Below are 13,802 nucleotides of genomic sequence, written 5' to 3'. Positions count from 1 at the left end.
AGGACAGCTCAGCCGAAGAGAACGGCGGCTTCGTCGTAGCGCCGCTGGGGGACGGTCTTGAGCTGGCCCAGGGCGTCCTGGAAGCCGACGTGCTCGATGTCCGTTCCCTTCAGGGCCACCATGGTGCCCCAGTAGCCTTCCACCACGGAGTCGATGGCGGCCATACCGAGGCGGGTGGCCAGGACCCGGTCGAAGGCGGAGGGGACGCCGCCGCGCTGGATGTGGCCGAGGATGGTGGCGCGGGTTTCGATACCGGTGCGGGCTTCCAGCTCGGGGGCCAGCTGGTCGGCGATGCCGCCCAGGCGGGGACGGCCGAACGTGTCGAGGCCGCGTTCGGAGTGCGGGGTTTCCATGTGCTCGGGAACGAAGCCTTCGGCCACCACCACCAGCGGCGCGCGGCCGCGGGCGTGGGCTTCGTTCACCCACTCGGTGATCTGTTCGATGCTGACTTTCTGCTCAGGGATGAGGATGGCGTGGGCGCCTGCGGCCATGCCGGCGTGCAGCGCGATCCACCCCACGTGCCGGCCCATGACTTCGGCGATCATGCAGCGGTGGTGGGATTCGCCGGTGGTGCGGAGCCGGTCGATGGCTTCGGTGGCGATTTGCACGGCGGTGTCGAAACCGAAGGTGTAGTCGGTGGCGTCGAGGTCGTTGTCCACCGTCTTGGGGACGCCGACGATCTTGAGGCCGGCGTCGGTGAGGCGCTTGGCGGCGGCCAGGGTTCCCTCACCGCCGATGGCGATGATGGCGTCGATGCCCAGGCGGTCCATGTGGGCCTTGATGACCTCGGGGCCGCCGCCGTTCTCGAACGGGTTGGTGCGGGAGGTGCCGAGGATGGTGCCGCCCTGTTTGGCGATGCCGCGGACCATGGTGCGGGGGATGTCGATGATGTCGCCCTCCACCACGCCGCGCCAGCCGTCGAGGAATCCGACGAATTCGTGGCCGTGGATGGCGATGCCTTTCAGTACAGCGCCGCGGATCACCGCGTTCAATCCGGGGCAGTCGCCACCGCTGGTGAGGATTCCAATTTTCATGTTTGGCTCAAATCCTGGGAGAGGGTTTACAGGCAGAGCGCCACGCTGAGCTCATCTAGAAGTGTAGTGGGAGGTGTGGGGTACGACACAAACTGGTTACAAAGCGCCCGTCCGCCGGCAACACAACAGCCCCTGCCCGGTGGGGGCAGGGGCTGCAGTGAGTCAGGGACGGTTCAGTGAGCGCCGGTCCAGGAAGGTCTGGAGCGGGATCACGTTGCGCTGGTCCGGAAGGACCGCCCACGCCAAGAGGTAGAAGACGACGGCAGGTCCGGGCAGCAGGCAAAACACCAGGAAGGCGATCCGGACGTAGGCCACATCCACGTTCAGCTTTGCCGCGATGCCACCCAGGACCCCGCCGAGCCAGCGCTGCGGGCCGCGTTTCAGGCCGAGGCCCCTGACGATGCTGAAAAACTTGTCCATGGTTCAAGACTTCCCTGTTGTTGGTTCGTTGTCACGTTTGCGGGCCGACAGCAGGCCGCCCACCACCAGCGCGGCACCGGCTCCGATCATAAGGCCGATCAGGACGTAGGTGCCGTTGAGGGTCACGATGCCCAGTTGTGCCACGATGATCAGGGCCGCCAGGGCCAGGACAATGAGTCCCCACACCACCGTGCCCACCCGGGCCGGTGCCGTTCCTGCATCGGTACTTGCCGCCGTCGGGACATCCGTGGAGTAGGAGCCAGGGGTCCGGGGCTCGGGGGCCTGGTTGCTGTTGCTCATTTCAGTTGCCTTCCTCGATGGTGACGTTGCTGAACGTGCCGTCGATCTGGACCACCAGGCGGCTGCCGGGCTCGTCTGTGTTGTAGCTGCTTTCGCGGGTGGTGGTGCCGCCGCGCTGTCCGGTCGCCTCATTGAGGTTTCCCATGGTCATGTCCGCTTTGATGTCCACGGGCACGTTGTCCGGGATGACCACAGTCACGTTGCTGGCGGTGATGTCCAACGGGATGACGACGTCGGACGTAAGCGGTGCGTCGTCGGCCAGGTTAGTGAGGTCCACGGTTCCCCGTCCGGCCGTGACGTCGTACCCGTCCCGGGCCTCCGCGATGGTTGCCGGGCTCCAGTTGACCTGCTGGAACCGGACCCGGTCGCCGTCACCCACCACGTTGTACACACCACCGGTGACCAGCGCGATGACGGCGAAGAGGCTCAGGACTCCTGCCGTCCTGCCGCGGATGCCGGCCAGCAGGATGCCCAGGCCCAGGACAGCGGCTGCACTTGCCCAGACGATCGCGTTGGCCGAATCGCCCAGGTTGATCACGTTGGTGATGTCCAGGGCCTTGAGGCCGCCGCCCACCAGCAGTGCCGCGCCGGTTGCGATGGCGACTGCCGGGGCGCCGGGACCCGCAGGCCGGGGCTTCGGCGGCCGCGGAGGGGTGGGGGTGCCGTAAGCCGGTGTACCGGTGCCGCCGCCATAGGTGCCGTCCCCGTAGGAACCGGTGCCCGAGCCGCCGCCGTAGGACGGCATGGAACCTGACCCGGGGGCGCTGCCGTAGGTTGTTCCGGCGGCGGCGGCGGAGAAGGAGGAGGCGGCGGCAGTTCCGGGGTACCCGGCGTCGTACGTGCCGCTGTAGGGACCCGGCTGCTGTCCGGCCATCGCCGGCCTCGCGCCCTTGTTGCGCTGGGACAGGTAGTAGACCAGGTAGATCGCGCCGCCCACCCAGAAGACGGTCCAGAGGAAGCCGCCGAAGCCGTTATGGCTCCAGCCCCAGAATCCGCCGCCCAGGCCCGTCAGGCCCATGATCGTGGCGATCAGGGCGCCGGTCATACCAGTGGTCCAGCGGCCCGCCCCGGCTTCCTGGACGTGGATTCGCCCGTCCGGTTCGGGGAGGAACGCCCACGCCAGGCCGTAGAGCAGCACGCCGATGCCGGCGAAGAGCGTGAGGACGATGAAGACACCGCGGATGATCAGCGGATCCACGCCCAGCCGGTTGGCGATGCCGCTGGAGACACCGCCCACCCAGCGGTCGGTGCCCCGATGGACGCCATGGCTCCGGACCCAGGTGAAGAAGTCCGTGGACTGGGAGGGGAGGGTGGAAGCGTACTGCGGGCCGGGAAGCGCGCCGGACGCGGCCGCATGGCTGCCGGAAGGATTGCTGGCTCCGGGCTGGTAGCCGGAACTGTTCCGGCCGTCGCCGGTCCCGGTGTCGTTCCTGTCCGCGTCCTGCGGGGCGGAAGGGCCCGCGGACGGGTCGGGAGTTGATGGCACGGAGGACGGCAGGGGCTCGGTGGGCCGCTGGCTGCCGGGACCCGGAAGGGGCTCGGTGGGCTGGCCGTCGTCGGGGGAGGGGGTCTGCGAGTTCATACCTAAATCCTCGCGTTTGGGCTGGTCGGCGCTCTACTGGGGGATACCCTGAACCGTCCCTGAGTCACCCCCGGTTGCCGCCGGAATCCCGTCCGGGGAACCCTGATCCGTGCTTGGATTGATCCATGACGATCCTCCCGGCACGGCCACCCCTGGCACGCAGCAGCGACCGCGTGATCGCCGGGGTGTGTTCGGGCCTGGCGGTACATCTGGGCTGGCCGGTGAAGAACGTCCGGGTTGCCATGGCGCTCGCCACCCTCGCCGGCGGCGCCGGACTGGTCTTCTACGCCTGGCTGTGGATCATGGTTCCCACCGCAGACGAGGCCGCCCGGCGCAATGCCCGCCGCCCGGCGTCGCCCATTGCGCCTGCGGTGAGCCAGCCGGCAGGTTCCCCGGCCGGGATGCCGGCTCCTGGTCCTGACCTTTCCGCCTGGGGGATCGGCGCCGGACTGGCGGCAGCGCCGGGCGCTGCTGCCGCCAGGGCTGCAACACCGTTCGACGACGGCGGCCGCGGCAGCGGAGCCTCCGGCCCCGTCCAGCCCCCGCCATGGTTCCGCTTCGGCACGATGAAGTACGGCAAGGAAATCCTGCTGGGCTCCGGCCTGCTGCTGGTGGCCGGCATCATGATCGCGCAGCTGCTGGGGGTGGACGTTCCGCTCGGAACGCTGATCCCGGCAGCGGCGGTCCTGGGGGGCGCCTCTATTGCGTGGATTCAGCTGGATGAGACAAGGCGGGCCGGCCTTGTGGACAAGACGAAGGCCGACCAGGCCGGCGGCTGGGCGCGCCTGGCCGCCGGACTTGCCCTGGTGGTGGCAGGGGTGCTGGTGATGGTCTCCGGCTCCGGTTCCTGGGAGCAGACCTGGCTTGCGCTGTTGGCCTCGGTGGCTGTGCTGGGCGGCGTGGTGCTGGTCCTGCTGCCGTGGGCGCTCAAGTTCTGGCGGGACCTGGAGGCCGAGCGGGCCGGCAGGATCCGTGAAATGGAACGGGCGGAGATTGCTGCGCACCTCCATGATTCCGTCCTGCAGACGCTGGCCCTCATCCAGCGCCGGGCCGGCAACGAGCACGACGTCGTCCGGCTGGCCCGTGCGCAGGAGCGTGAACTTCGCGGCTGGCTGTTCCAGGACCCCGGCCGGGAAGCGGGGCAGCTGTCGGACCGGATCAAGGCAGTCGCCGCGGAAGTGGAGGACCTACTGGGCAACGCAGTCGAGGTTGTCACCGTGGGGGACACCTCGGTGACGGAGGCGCACGAAGCCCTGGTCCAGGCCAGCCGTGAGGCGATGCTCAACGCCTCCCGGCACGGCGGCGGCACGGTATCCGTCTACCTCGAGGCCTCCGACGGGCAGGCGGAGGTCTTCATCAAGGACCGTGGCCCGGGCTTTGAACTCTCGGACGTTCCCGAGGACCGGCTGGGTGTGCGGGAATCGATCATCGGCAGGATGAAACGGCACGGCGGCACCGCGACCATCCTCAGCACCGGCACCGGCACGGAAGTGCGTTTGCGGCTGCAGGCGGCAGGCGCGGACAACTCGGAAGGAAACTCATGAACACCAGCCAGGGGGCGGCCTCCCGTCCGGCGAACTCCGTCCGCGTGGTCATCGTGGACGACCACGCGATCTTCCGGTCCGGGCTGAAGGCTGACCTTGACGCCAGCATCCAGGTGGTGGGCGAAGCAGCCACCGTGGAGCAGGCTATTGCTGTGATCGCGGAGCAGCGCCCGGACGTGGTGCTGCTGGATGTGCACCTGCCCGGCGGGTTGGGCGGCGGCGGACGCGAGGTGATCGCCGGTTCCGCCCCGCTGCTGGGTTCCACCCGATTCCTGGCCCTCAGCGTCTCCGACGCCGCCGAGGACGTGGTGGCCGTGATCCGCGCCGGCGCCCGCGGGTACGTCACCAAGACCATTTCCGGCGCCGAGATTACTGATGCGGTGTTCCGCGTGGCCGGCGGCGACGCTGTGTTCTCGCCCCGGCTGGCGGGGTTTGTCCTGGACGCGTTCGGCACCGCCCCGGCCGAGATCGCCGACGACGAACTGGACAAGCTCTCGGCCCGGGAACTGGAAGTCATGCGCCTGATTGCCCGCGGCTACAGCTACAAGGAGGTGGCGAAGGAGCTGTTCATCAGCATCAAAACGGTGGAAACCCACGTCTCGGCGGTGCTGCGGAAGCTGCAGCTTTCCAGCCGGCATGAGCTCACCAAATGGGCCGCCGAACGCCGCCTCCTCTAACCGTGACGCCCTCTCACTTATGACAGCGAAATCCCCAACGACCGCTCATATCCCGCGGTAATTTTCCCGACGCCTGCTCACATCCGGCGGCTAAAACCAAAACGCCCGCTCACTTCCCCAAAGAAAGCGAGCGGGCGTTGGGATTTAAGCCGCCATAAGTGAGCGGGCGTCGGGGGAGGCTACTGGGCTTTGCCGAGGAAGTCCTGCAGGCGCTGCACGCCGGTAGCCAGGTCCTCGTCACCCAAGGCGTAGGACAGGCGCAGGTACCCGGAGGGCCCGAAGGCCTCGCCGGGCACCACGGCCACCTCCACCTCATCCAGGATCAGCGAAGCCAGTTCTGCGGAGGTCTGCGGCGTGGCGGTGCCGGACGCCGTCGGGAACTCCTTGCCCAGCAGTGCACGCACGTCCGCGTAGACGTAGAAGGCACCCTTCGGCGTCGGGCATTCCACGCCCGCGATCGCATTCAGGCCGGCGACGATGGCCTTCCGGCGGCGGTCAAACGCGACCTTCATCTCGTCCACGGCGGTCAGCGGCCCGGAGACTGCGGCGAGGGCCGCGACCTGCGGAATGTTGGACACGTTGGAGGTGGCGTGCGACTGCAGGTTGGTGGCTGCCTTGATGACGTCGGCCGGGCCGATCATCCAGCCCACGCGCCAGCCGGTCATGGCGTAGGTCTTGGCCACACCGTTGAGGATGACAACCTTGTCGCCCAGCTCGGGAGCGGCGGTGGCGATGGAGGTGAAGGGGACACCGTCGTACGTCAGGTGCTCGTAGATCTCGTCGGTGACGACCCAGAGGCCCTTCGCGGCGGCCCACTTGCCGATCTCGGCCACCTGTTCGGGGGAGTAGACCGAGCCAGTGGGGTTCGACGGCGAGACGAACAGCAGGATCTTGGTCCGGTCCGTCACGGCGGCTTCGAGCTGCTCAACGGTCACCAGGTAGTCCTGCTCCGGGCCGGCAAAAACTTCGACCGGAACGCCGCCGGCCAGCCGGATGGCCTCCGGGTAGGTTGTCCAGAAGGGGGTGGGGACGATGACCTCGTCACCCGGATCCACCAGCGTGGCGAACGTGTTGTAGACCGCCTGCTTGCCGCCGTTGGTGACCAGCACCTGGGACGGGTCGACGGCGTAGCCCGAGTCGCGGAGCGTCTTCTCGGCAATGGCCTTCTTCAGCTCGGGCAGCCCGCCGGCAGGGGAGTAACGGTGGTACTTCGGCTGGGTTGCGGCGTCGATAGCTGCCTGCACGATGTAATCCGGGGTGGGGAAGTCGGGTTCGCCCGCCCCGAAGCCAATCACCGGCCGGCCAGCTGCCTTGAGCGCCTTCGCCTTGGCATCAACGGCAAGGGTTGCGGATTCGGCAATAGCGGAAATGCGCTTGGAAACGCGGGCGGCAGACATGGCAGGTCCGTTCTTCGCTTGCAGCCGTGAGGCTGGAATGTGGGATTCGACGAGTTCTACTCTATGCTGTTCACCGGACCCTTCGGGTGGCCCGTTTTGAATTGTGACTGCCCCGGCAGCCGATCCCAGGACGCGGCGCTGATGGGCCGGAACGGGCTGGTTTTACGAACGTGCAGATGTTGCGTAGACTGGTTCACCGGTGTTGAAAACACGGATGATGGCGTGCGCCCCAGTTCAAGCTGGCGGATCGTCGTCGGAGAGTGAAATTCACTCCATAGGGTAGTGGCGCAATTGGTAGCGCAGCGGTCTCCAAAACCGCAGGTTGCAGGTTCGAGTCCTGTCTGCCCTGCGCAAGCTGCCCCGGGGCAAAATCCCGGGGCAAGCGCAGCAACCATGGTTCTGTTCAGGGCCGGGTAATCAGCATTGCAAAGATGAGCGAGGACCAGGTGACCGAAACAGCTGCCAGCAGCTCCAAGGGCCGCCCAGCTAAGAAGGACGCCAAGGCAAACTTCTTCGCCCGCATTGCGCTCTTCGTCCGCCAGATCATCGGCGAACTGAAGAAGGTTGTTGCACCGACCCGCAAGGAACTGATCAATTACACGCTCGTGGTGCTGGTGTTCGTGGCCATCATGATGGTCATCGTCAGCCTGCTGGATATCGGGTTCGGATCCGCTATGGGCTGGCTCTTCGGCGGTACCGGCTCCACGGACAGCTAAGGCTGCAGGGTCCGCAGGCCGCGTGTTCTATTCCGGATAACCGGAAGGAAACAGCGGCGTGCGGAATTGAGCCATTTAAATAGGCATGTTAGGCAATGAGGAAGCAGGAGACCAAGTGTCTGAGCAGGAGCTCGGGGTAACCGAGACTGAGCTGGAAGAGTCCGCGGACATCACGGCAGAAGCCGGTGACGAGTCTGAGGTTGAGTCCGCCGCGCCCGAATCCGACGCCGCCGGCTCCGACGTTGCCGAGACCGAAGGCGGGGAGGGCGACGACGAGCCCGCCGACGCCCTCGCTGCTGCCGCCGCCACCGCGGCCGCCGACCCGGCCGAGGAGTTCAAGGCCAAGCTGCGCCGCCAGGAAGGTGACTGGTACGTCATCCACTCCTACGCCGGCTACGAAAACCGCGTGAAGGCCAACCTCGAGACCCGCATCCAGACCCTGGACATGGAAGATTACATCTTCGAGATCCAGGTGCCCATGGAAGAAGTCGTTGAGATCAAGAACGCCCAGCGCAAGATCATCAACCGCGTCCGCATCCCCGGCTACGTCCTGGTCCGCATGGACCTGACCGATGCCTCCTGGGGCGCCGTCCGCCACACCCCCGGCGTTACCGGCTTCGTGGGCAACGCCCACAACCCCGTGCCGCTGCGCCTGGACGAGGTCTTCTCCATGCTGGCCCCGGTCTTCGAGGAAGAGCAGGCCGAAAAGGGCAAGCCGGTCAACAAGCAGAACCAGGCTCCCGTGGCTGTCGACTTCGAAGTCGGCGAGTCGGTCATCGTCAAGGAAGGCCCGTTCGAGACCCTTCCGGCCACCATCTCCGAGATCAAGCCCGAGTCCCAGACCCTCGTGGTGCTGGTCTCCATCTTCGAGCGCGAAACGCCGGTCACCCTGGCGTTCAACCAGGTCACCAAGATCTGACCACCCAAGAATTCGTCCCGGCGCTGCCCGCTTAGCGGCACCGGAACGGCCGGCCGCCTTGCCATGGCGGCCAAAAACCTGAGGCACGCTCCTGTGCCCCAGGACGTTATTGAGAGAAGGACCCTACATTGGCTCCCAAGAAGAAGGTCACCGGCCTCATCAAGCTGCAGATCCAGGCAGGTGCCGCTAACCCGGCCCCGCCGATCGGTCCTGCGCTTGGCCAGCACGGTGTCAACATCATGGAATTCTGCAAGGCGTACAACGCTGCGACGGAAGCCCAGCGCGGAAACGTCATCCCCGTGGAGATCACGGTCTACGAAGACCGTTCCTTCACGTTCATCACCAAGACCCCGCCGGCTGCAGAGCTCATCAAGAAGGCTGCAGGCGTTGCCAAGGGTTCCGCCACCCCGCACACCGTCAAGGTTGCAAAGCTGACCCAGGCCCAGGTCAACGAGATCGCCTCCACCAAGATGGAAGACCTCAACGCCACCAGCCTCGAGGGTGCAGCAAAGATCATCGCCGGCACCGCCCGCTCCATGGGCATCACGGTCGAGGGCTAATAGCCCATCCAGCCATCCGGGATCGGGCACTTGACGACGACGGACGGCGCCGCCGGGAAACCGGCACCATCAAAAAACTGAAATGTCGGGCATCCGGTCCGAATAACGAGACCGGACCACCGACTGTGGCAGGGCCCAGCGCGGTCCGCAGACCACAACTGCACAAGGAGAAACAAGCAGCATGGCAAAGCGCAGCAAAGCATATGAGGCAGCAGCCGCCAAGATCGACGCGGAGAAGTTCTACGCGCCGTTCGAGGCAGTAACGCTCGCCAAGGACACCAACCCGTCCAAGTTCGACGCCACGGTTGAGGTTGCCTTCCGCCTCGGCGTGGACCCCCGTAAGGCTGACCAGATGGTCCGCGGCACGGTCAACCTGCCCCACGGCACCGGCAAGACCGCCCGCGTCCTGGTGTTCGCCACGGGCGACAAGGCTGAGGCAGCAATCGCCGCCGGTGCCGACTTCGTTGGTTCCGACGACCTGATCGAGAAGATCGCCGCCGGCTGGACCGACTTCGATGCCGCCGTCGCCACCCCTGACCTCATGGGCAAGGTTGGCCGCCTCGGTAAGGTCCTGGGTCCGCGTAACCTGATGCCGAACCCGAAGACGGGCACCGTGACCCCGGACGTCACCAAGGCCGTCAACGACATCAAGGGTGGCAAGATCGACTTCCGCGTCGACAAGCACTCCAACCTGCACTTCATCATTGGCAAGGTCTCGTTCGACGCCGTCAAGCTGGCCGAGAACTACGCCGCAGCCCTGGAAGAGGTGCTTCGCCTGAAGCCGTCCGCTGCCAAGGGCCGCTACATCCAGAAGGCAACGGTCGCCACCACCTTCGGTCCCGGCATCTCCGTCGACCCCAACGTCACCAAGGTGCTCATCGAGGCCTAGCCTTACAAGCATTCCCGTGCCAGTCCGGCACACAGGAAGGGACCGTCCGGCAGCAGCCGGGCGGTCCCTTCCGCATTAAGCCGCACCTTTCCCTTACACCGCCCTCGACAGCCGGCCAGGGCTGGCTAGGCTATGGTCATGACGCAGCCGAATGGCCTGGTGATAACCGCCGTCGCGATGCCCGGGTCCCTGGCCGCGGCGCAGGATGCCCGGGACTTCCTCGACTGCCAGGCAATGCGGCAGGCGCACGAACTGGAGACCTGGGGGAACCTTGACCGCGGGTACACCCTGGCCGAGGAACTGGAGCATTGGCGCGGCACTCCCTATGAGGCCCGCCAGCTCTTCGTGGGCCGGATCGGCGGGGAAACCGTGGGCATGTGCTCGGTGACGCTGCCACTGCGGGAGAACCTCTGGACGGCGGGCATCAACGTCCTGGTATCACCCGGGCACCGGCGGCGCGGACTGGGCCGCCGGCTCCTGCAGTTTGCCGAGGACGTGGCGCAGCAGCACAGCCGTACCTCGCTGGATGGCTATTTCGAACTGCCGGCACAGGCGGTGGAAGGCGCCGGACCGCTGCTGCCCGCAAAGTCCGGGGCGGGCGGGCTGCCGGCAGGGGAGCCTTCCACCGCCTTCGCGGCAGCCGGCGGCTACGAGCTCGAACAGGTGGAGACGTCCAGCCGCCTTGGCCTGCCCGTGCCGTCTGATCGGCTGGCCGTACTGGAAGCAGCGGCGTCTGCCCATGCCGGGGACTACGCGCTGATGGGCTGGGCCGATGCCTGCCCCGAAGAGCTGGTGGACAACTACGCCATCCTGAATGCCCGGATGAGCACTGATGTACCCACGGCAGGCCTGGATTGGGAAGGGGAAATCTGGGATGCGGCCCGGGTCCGCCGCGACGAGGAAACCCTTGCCCGCAGCGGAATGCAGTCCGTGGTGTCAGCGGCGATGCACCGGCCCTCGGGCCAACTGGTCGCGTATACGGTTCTGAACTGGCGCCCTGAAGTTCCGGCTACCGTGCTCCAGCAGGACACCCTTGTGTCCGCCGAACACCGGGGGCACCGCCTGGGGATGCTGATCAAGATCAGGAACCTGCGCATGGCCCAAGCCAGATGGCCCGCGGCGCGCTCGGTGCTGACATGGAACGCCAGCGAAAACCAGCATATGCTGGCGATCAATATCGCGCTTGGATTCACACCTGCAGGCTATGAGGGTGAGTGGCAGAAACGGCTGGGATGATGCCCAATATGGCAAAAGACGTGAAGATCGAGCAGCTCTGGATCCCCGACTCGCTGGACTCTCCGGACGCGGCGGACTTCCTGGCTGCCGTCGAGGTGGGGCGCAAGGTAAGGATGCAGACCTGGGGGAGCGACGACCTCGCCTATGGGCCGTTGGAGAAGCTCCTCGAGTTTGAGGACCCGTATGAGCGCCAGCTCATCCTGGTGGCAAAAGTCGACGGCGAAATCGTGGGTACCGTGGATATCGCCCTTCCCATGACGGACCACCTGGACCTTGCGGAGTTCACCCTGGACATCCTGCCCGAGTTCCAGCGCCAGGGCGTGGGCCGCCGCCTGCTCGAAGCCGCCGAACATCTGGCGCGGGCGGAGGGGCGCACCATGATCCTGGTTGACACCAACCATCCGGGTGCTTCCCTGCACGAGTTTGAGAAGGCGCAGCTGGTCCCGGGTTCGGGGCTGGGGTTCGTTCCGCTGGAGAGCCGTGAAGTGGAGTTCGCCCAGAAGACGGGCTACACGCTGCAGCACATCGAGCAGTTCAGTTCGTGTTCACTCCCGCTGGATTCGAAGCTCGTGGCCGACCTTCAGGCAGAGGCCGATGAGGCAAACAACGGCCGGTACCGGCTGCACCACTGGACCGACCGCTGCCCGGACCGGTGGCTGGAAGCTGTCGCCGTCCTTGAGAACCAGGCGGGCGCGGACGTCGACCCCTCACTGGACGTGCCGGTGGAGCAGGACATGGTGTTCGACGGCGGCATCCTCCGGGAAGCCGAGGACGTTGCCATCGCGCAGGGCCGGCGGACGGTGGTCACCGCCGTCGAGCACCTCGCCACCGGTTCGCTGGTGGGGCTGACCACCATCACGGTGCTGGCGCACCGCACGGACGTGGTGTTCCAGGACGACACACTGGTGCTGCAGGAACACCGGGGCAACAAGCTGGGGCTGCTGATCAAGGTGGCCAACATGGAACGGCTTACAGAACAGTTTCCCGATGCCCGCGTGATCTACACCTGGAACGCCCCGGAAAACCGGTACCTGCTGACCGTCAACCAGCAGCTGGGCTTCCGCACCGCCGGGGTGACAGGCATCTGGCAGAAGGAGCTCCCCAAGCTGCACACCCGGAACAGCTAGGGATCCGCCACACCGGGCCTGCGGGAGGGCCCGGGGCACGATTTGGTGGTCCGCCATGCCCTCCCGTAGACTGGGATGACCAAAGACCGTCGGTTATTGGAAATCCACTCTCCCGGACATGACGCAACTCTGCTGTCCTGCGCGGGAGGTGCCGTGGTTTTCCTTACGAAGGACCCTGAACATAGGGCGGCCGGCGCAGGTGAACGAAGCAAAGCTCCATGGAGAACCGTGTCGAGCCAAGCCCCGTGCATCTGCGCGGGGCGTTTTTAGTTTTAGCTCACCTGAGCGGGGACCGTCGAATACCCGGCACTATCCCCGGAAGGAGGGTTATGGCAACGCCTACCAAGGTTTCAGCAGTAGCTGAGATCACTAACGATTTCAAGGAATCGAACGCCGCTGTCCTGACCGAATACCGCGGGCTCACCGTTGCACAGCTCAAGCAGCTGCGTGTTTCTCTCGGCCAGGACACCAAGTTCGCGGTCGTCAAGAACACCCTGACCGCCATTGCAGCCAAGGAAGCCGGCGTCGAAGCATTCGACGGCCAGCTTGCCGGCCCCACTGCAATCGCGTTCATCAAGGGTGACGCAGTTGCCGCTGCCAAGAGCCTGACGGATTTTGCCAAGGCCAACAAGCAGCTGATCATCAAGACCGGCTACTTCGAGGGCAAGGCTCTGAACGCCAGCGAGGTTGCCGAACTGGCAGCGCTCGAGTCCCGCGAGCTGCAGCTCGCCAAGGTTGCAGGCGTCCTCAAGGCTCCCGCCGCCGCAGCTGCACGCATCATTGACGCACTGCGCCTCAAGCTTGAAGAAGAGAACGGTGCTCCGGCTGCTGCCGAGGCGCCTGCCGCTGAAGAAGCTCCCGCCGCCGAAGCCGAAGCACCTGCTGAGGCTCCCGCAGCCGAAGAGAACTAATTCTCTTTACCCCACAAGACTCAGGTGCACGGCCGGGCGATGAGCCTGCCGGACACCACAACAGGAAGGACGCCTACCATGGCGAAGCTCAGCAACGAAGAGCTCATTGAAGCTTTCAAGGAACTGACCATCATCGAGCTCTCCGAGTTCGTCAAGCTCTTCGAAGAGACCTTCGAAGTTACCGCTGCTGCTGTTGCAGTTGCTGGCCCCGCTGCCGGCGGCGCCGCAGAAGAGGCTGAAGAGAAGACCGACTTCGACGTCATCCTCGAAGCTGCTGGCGACAAGAAGATCGCAGTCATCAAGGAAGTTCGCGCCATCACCTCCCTCGGCCTCAAGGAAGCCAAGGACCTGGTTGACGGTGCCCCCAAGGCTGTCCTCGAAGGTGCCAACAAGGAGGCCGCCGAGAAGGCCAAGGAGCAGCTCGAGGCTGCAGGCGCCACCGTTACCCTCAAGTAACAGCGCATACTCCTGGAAAACCCCGTCCACTCCG

General features: G+C 65.9%; 15 protein-coding genes and 1 tRNA gene. 11 read left to right on the top strand and 5 right to left on the bottom strand.

What is annotated here, in order from left to right; translation table 11 throughout:
* Positions 1 to 8: 8 nt before the first annotated feature.
* The 4 genes from AC5RU7_RS03115 to AC5RU7_RS03100 form a co-directional block, all read right to left on the bottom strand.
* Positions 9 to 1,034 (bottom strand): ATP-dependent 6-phosphofructokinase, encoded by a 1,026-nt coding sequence (locus tag AC5RU7_RS03115; protein ID WP_494051011.1) that lies wholly within the window; start codon positions 1,032 to 1,034, stop codon positions 9 to 11.
* A gap of 162 nt (positions 1,035 to 1,196) precedes the next feature.
* Positions 1,197 to 1,454 carry a PspC domain-containing protein gene (locus tag AC5RU7_RS03110; RefSeq protein ID WP_009358328.1) on the bottom strand — a complete coding sequence of 86 codons (258 nt, stop codon included), beginning with the start codon at positions 1,452 to 1,454 and terminating at the stop codon, positions 1,197 to 1,199.
* 3 nt (positions 1,455 to 1,457) lie between these two features.
* Complete coding sequence (locus AC5RU7_RS03105) at positions 1,458 to 1,754, bottom strand: hypothetical protein (RefSeq protein ID WP_494051010.1); 297 nt, start codon at positions 1,752 to 1,754, stop codon at positions 1,458 to 1,460.
* Between the two features lies 1 nt (position 1,755).
* On the bottom strand, positions 1,756 to 3,336 hold the full coding sequence (locus AC5RU7_RS03100; RefSeq protein WP_494051009.1) for a PspC domain-containing protein: 1,581 nt from the start codon (positions 3,334 to 3,336) through the stop codon (positions 1,756 to 1,758).
* A gap of 125 nt (positions 3,337 to 3,461) precedes the next feature.
* Between AC5RU7_RS03100 and AC5RU7_RS03095 the strand changes: the two genes are divergently transcribed.
* Positions 3,462 to 4,880, top strand: coding sequence for an ATP-binding protein (locus AC5RU7_RS03095; RefSeq protein WP_494051008.1), 1,419 nt, complete (start codon positions 3,462 to 3,464; stop codon positions 4,878 to 4,880).
* Entirely contained in the window at positions 4,877 to 5,557 is a 681-nt protein-coding gene (locus AC5RU7_RS03090) for a LuxR C-terminal-related transcriptional regulator (protein ID WP_494008942.1), read from the top strand. Before AC5RU7_RS03095 ends, AC5RU7_RS03090 begins: the two co-directional genes overlap by 4 nt.
* 179 nt (positions 5,558 to 5,736) lie before the next feature.
* Here the strand turns inward: AC5RU7_RS03090 and AC5RU7_RS03085 are convergent, their stop codons facing one another.
* The gene (locus AC5RU7_RS03085; RefSeq protein ID WP_494051007.1) at positions 5,737 to 6,954 is read right to left on the bottom strand and encodes a pyridoxal phosphate-dependent aminotransferase; all 1,218 of its coding nucleotides are present in this window, start codon (positions 6,952 to 6,954) and stop codon (positions 5,737 to 5,739) included.
* A 276-nt stretch (positions 6,955 to 7,230) separates the two neighbouring features.
* Here AC5RU7_RS03085 and AC5RU7_RS03080 point away from each other — a divergent pair.
* The 9 genes from AC5RU7_RS03080 (at position 7,231) to rplL (ending at position 13,768) form a co-directional block, all read left to right on the top strand.
* A tRNA-Trp gene (locus AC5RU7_RS03080) sits at positions 7,231 to 7,303 on the top strand.
* A gap of 82 nt (positions 7,304 to 7,385) precedes the next feature.
* Complete coding sequence (secE, locus tag AC5RU7_RS03075) at positions 7,386 to 7,670, top strand: preprotein translocase subunit SecE (RefSeq protein ID WP_494008940.1); 285 nt, start codon at positions 7,386 to 7,388, stop codon at positions 7,668 to 7,670.
* A 115-nt stretch (positions 7,671 to 7,785) separates the two neighbouring features.
* Entirely contained in the window at positions 7,786 to 8,589 is an 804-nt protein-coding gene (gene nusG, locus AC5RU7_RS03070) for a transcription termination/antitermination protein NusG (protein ID WP_009358321.1), read from the top strand.
* 128 nt (positions 8,590 to 8,717) lie between these two features.
* Complete coding sequence (gene rplK, locus AC5RU7_RS03065) at positions 8,718 to 9,149, top strand: 50S ribosomal protein L11 (RefSeq protein ID WP_003803853.1); 432 nt, start codon at positions 8,718 to 8,720, stop codon at positions 9,147 to 9,149.
* A gap of 181 nt (positions 9,150 to 9,330) precedes the next feature.
* Positions 9,331 to 10,038: a 50S ribosomal protein L1 gene (gene rplA / locus AC5RU7_RS03060; protein WP_009358320.1), complete on the top strand. Its 708-nt coding sequence runs from the start codon at positions 9,331 to 9,333 to the stop codon at positions 10,036 to 10,038.
* A 138-nt stretch (positions 10,039 to 10,176) separates the two neighbouring features.
* On the top strand, positions 10,177 to 11,274 hold the full coding sequence (locus AC5RU7_RS03055) for a GNAT family N-acetyltransferase (RefSeq protein ID WP_494051006.1): 1,098 nt from the start codon (positions 10,177 to 10,179) through the stop codon (positions 11,272 to 11,274).
* 8 nt (positions 11,275 to 11,282) lie between these two features.
* Complete coding sequence (locus tag AC5RU7_RS03050; protein ID WP_494051005.1) at positions 11,283 to 12,401, top strand: GNAT family N-acetyltransferase; 1,119 nt, start codon at positions 11,283 to 11,285, stop codon at positions 12,399 to 12,401.
* Between the two features lie 329 nt (positions 12,402 to 12,730).
* Positions 12,731 to 13,312, top strand: coding sequence for a 50S ribosomal protein L10 (rplJ, locus tag AC5RU7_RS03045; RefSeq protein ID WP_494008937.1), 582 nt, complete (start codon positions 12,731 to 12,733; stop codon positions 13,310 to 13,312).
* 78 nt (positions 13,313 to 13,390) lie between these two features.
* Positions 13,391 to 13,768, top strand: a complete 378-nt coding sequence (rplL, locus tag AC5RU7_RS03040) for a 50S ribosomal protein L7/L12 (protein WP_009358316.1) — start codon at positions 13,391 to 13,393, stop codon at positions 13,766 to 13,768.
* The last annotated feature ends 34 nt before the right edge of the window (positions 13,769 to 13,802 follow it).

It is taken from the genome of Arthrobacter sp. K410C (assembly GCF_059090105.1).
This window is presented reverse-complemented; position numbering and strand designations above follow the sequence as displayed.

Excerpts from the sequence above, each read along its gene's own strand:
- AC5RU7_RS03115 (WP_494051011.1), bottom strand. The coding sequence starts at position 1,034 with ATGAAAATTGGAATCCTCACCAGCGGTGGCGACTGCCCCGGATTGAAC.
- AC5RU7_RS03110 (WP_009358328.1), bottom strand. The coding sequence starts at position 1,454 with ATGGACAAGTTTTTCAGCATCGTCAGGGGCCTCGGCCTGAAACGCGGC.
- AC5RU7_RS03105 (WP_494051010.1), bottom strand. The coding sequence starts at position 1,754 with ATGAGCAACAGCAACCAGGCCCCCGAGCCCCGGACCCCTGGCTCCTAC.
- AC5RU7_RS03100 (WP_494051009.1), bottom strand. The coding sequence starts at position 3,336 with ATGAACTCGCAGACCCCCTCCCCCGACGACGGCCAGCCCACCGAGCCC.
- AC5RU7_RS03095 (WP_494051008.1), top strand. The coding sequence starts at position 3,462 with ATGACGATCCTCCCGGCACGGCCACCCCTGGCACGCAGCAGCGACCGC.
- AC5RU7_RS03090 (WP_494008942.1), top strand. The coding sequence starts at position 4,877 with ATGAACACCAGCCAGGGGGCGGCCTCCCGTCCGGCGAACTCCGTCCGC.
- AC5RU7_RS03085 (WP_494051007.1), bottom strand. The coding sequence starts at position 6,954 with ATGTCTGCCGCCCGCGTTTCCAAGCGCATTTCCGCTATTGCCGAATCC.
- secE (WP_494008940.1), top strand. The coding sequence starts at position 7,386 with ATGAGCGAGGACCAGGTGACCGAAACAGCTGCCAGCAGCTCCAAGGGC.
- rplA (WP_009358320.1), top strand. The coding sequence starts at position 9,331 with ATGGCAAAGCGCAGCAAAGCATATGAGGCAGCAGCCGCCAAGATCGAC.
- AC5RU7_RS03055 (WP_494051006.1), top strand. The coding sequence starts at position 10,177 with ATGACGCAGCCGAATGGCCTGGTGATAACCGCCGTCGCGATGCCCGGG.
- AC5RU7_RS03050 (WP_494051005.1), top strand. The coding sequence starts at position 11,283 with ATGGCAAAAGACGTGAAGATCGAGCAGCTCTGGATCCCCGACTCGCTG.
- rplJ (WP_494008937.1), top strand. The coding sequence starts at position 12,731 with ATGGCAACGCCTACCAAGGTTTCAGCAGTAGCTGAGATCACTAACGAT.
- rplL (WP_009358316.1), top strand. The coding sequence starts at position 13,391 with ATGGCGAAGCTCAGCAACGAAGAGCTCATTGAAGCTTTCAAGGAACTG.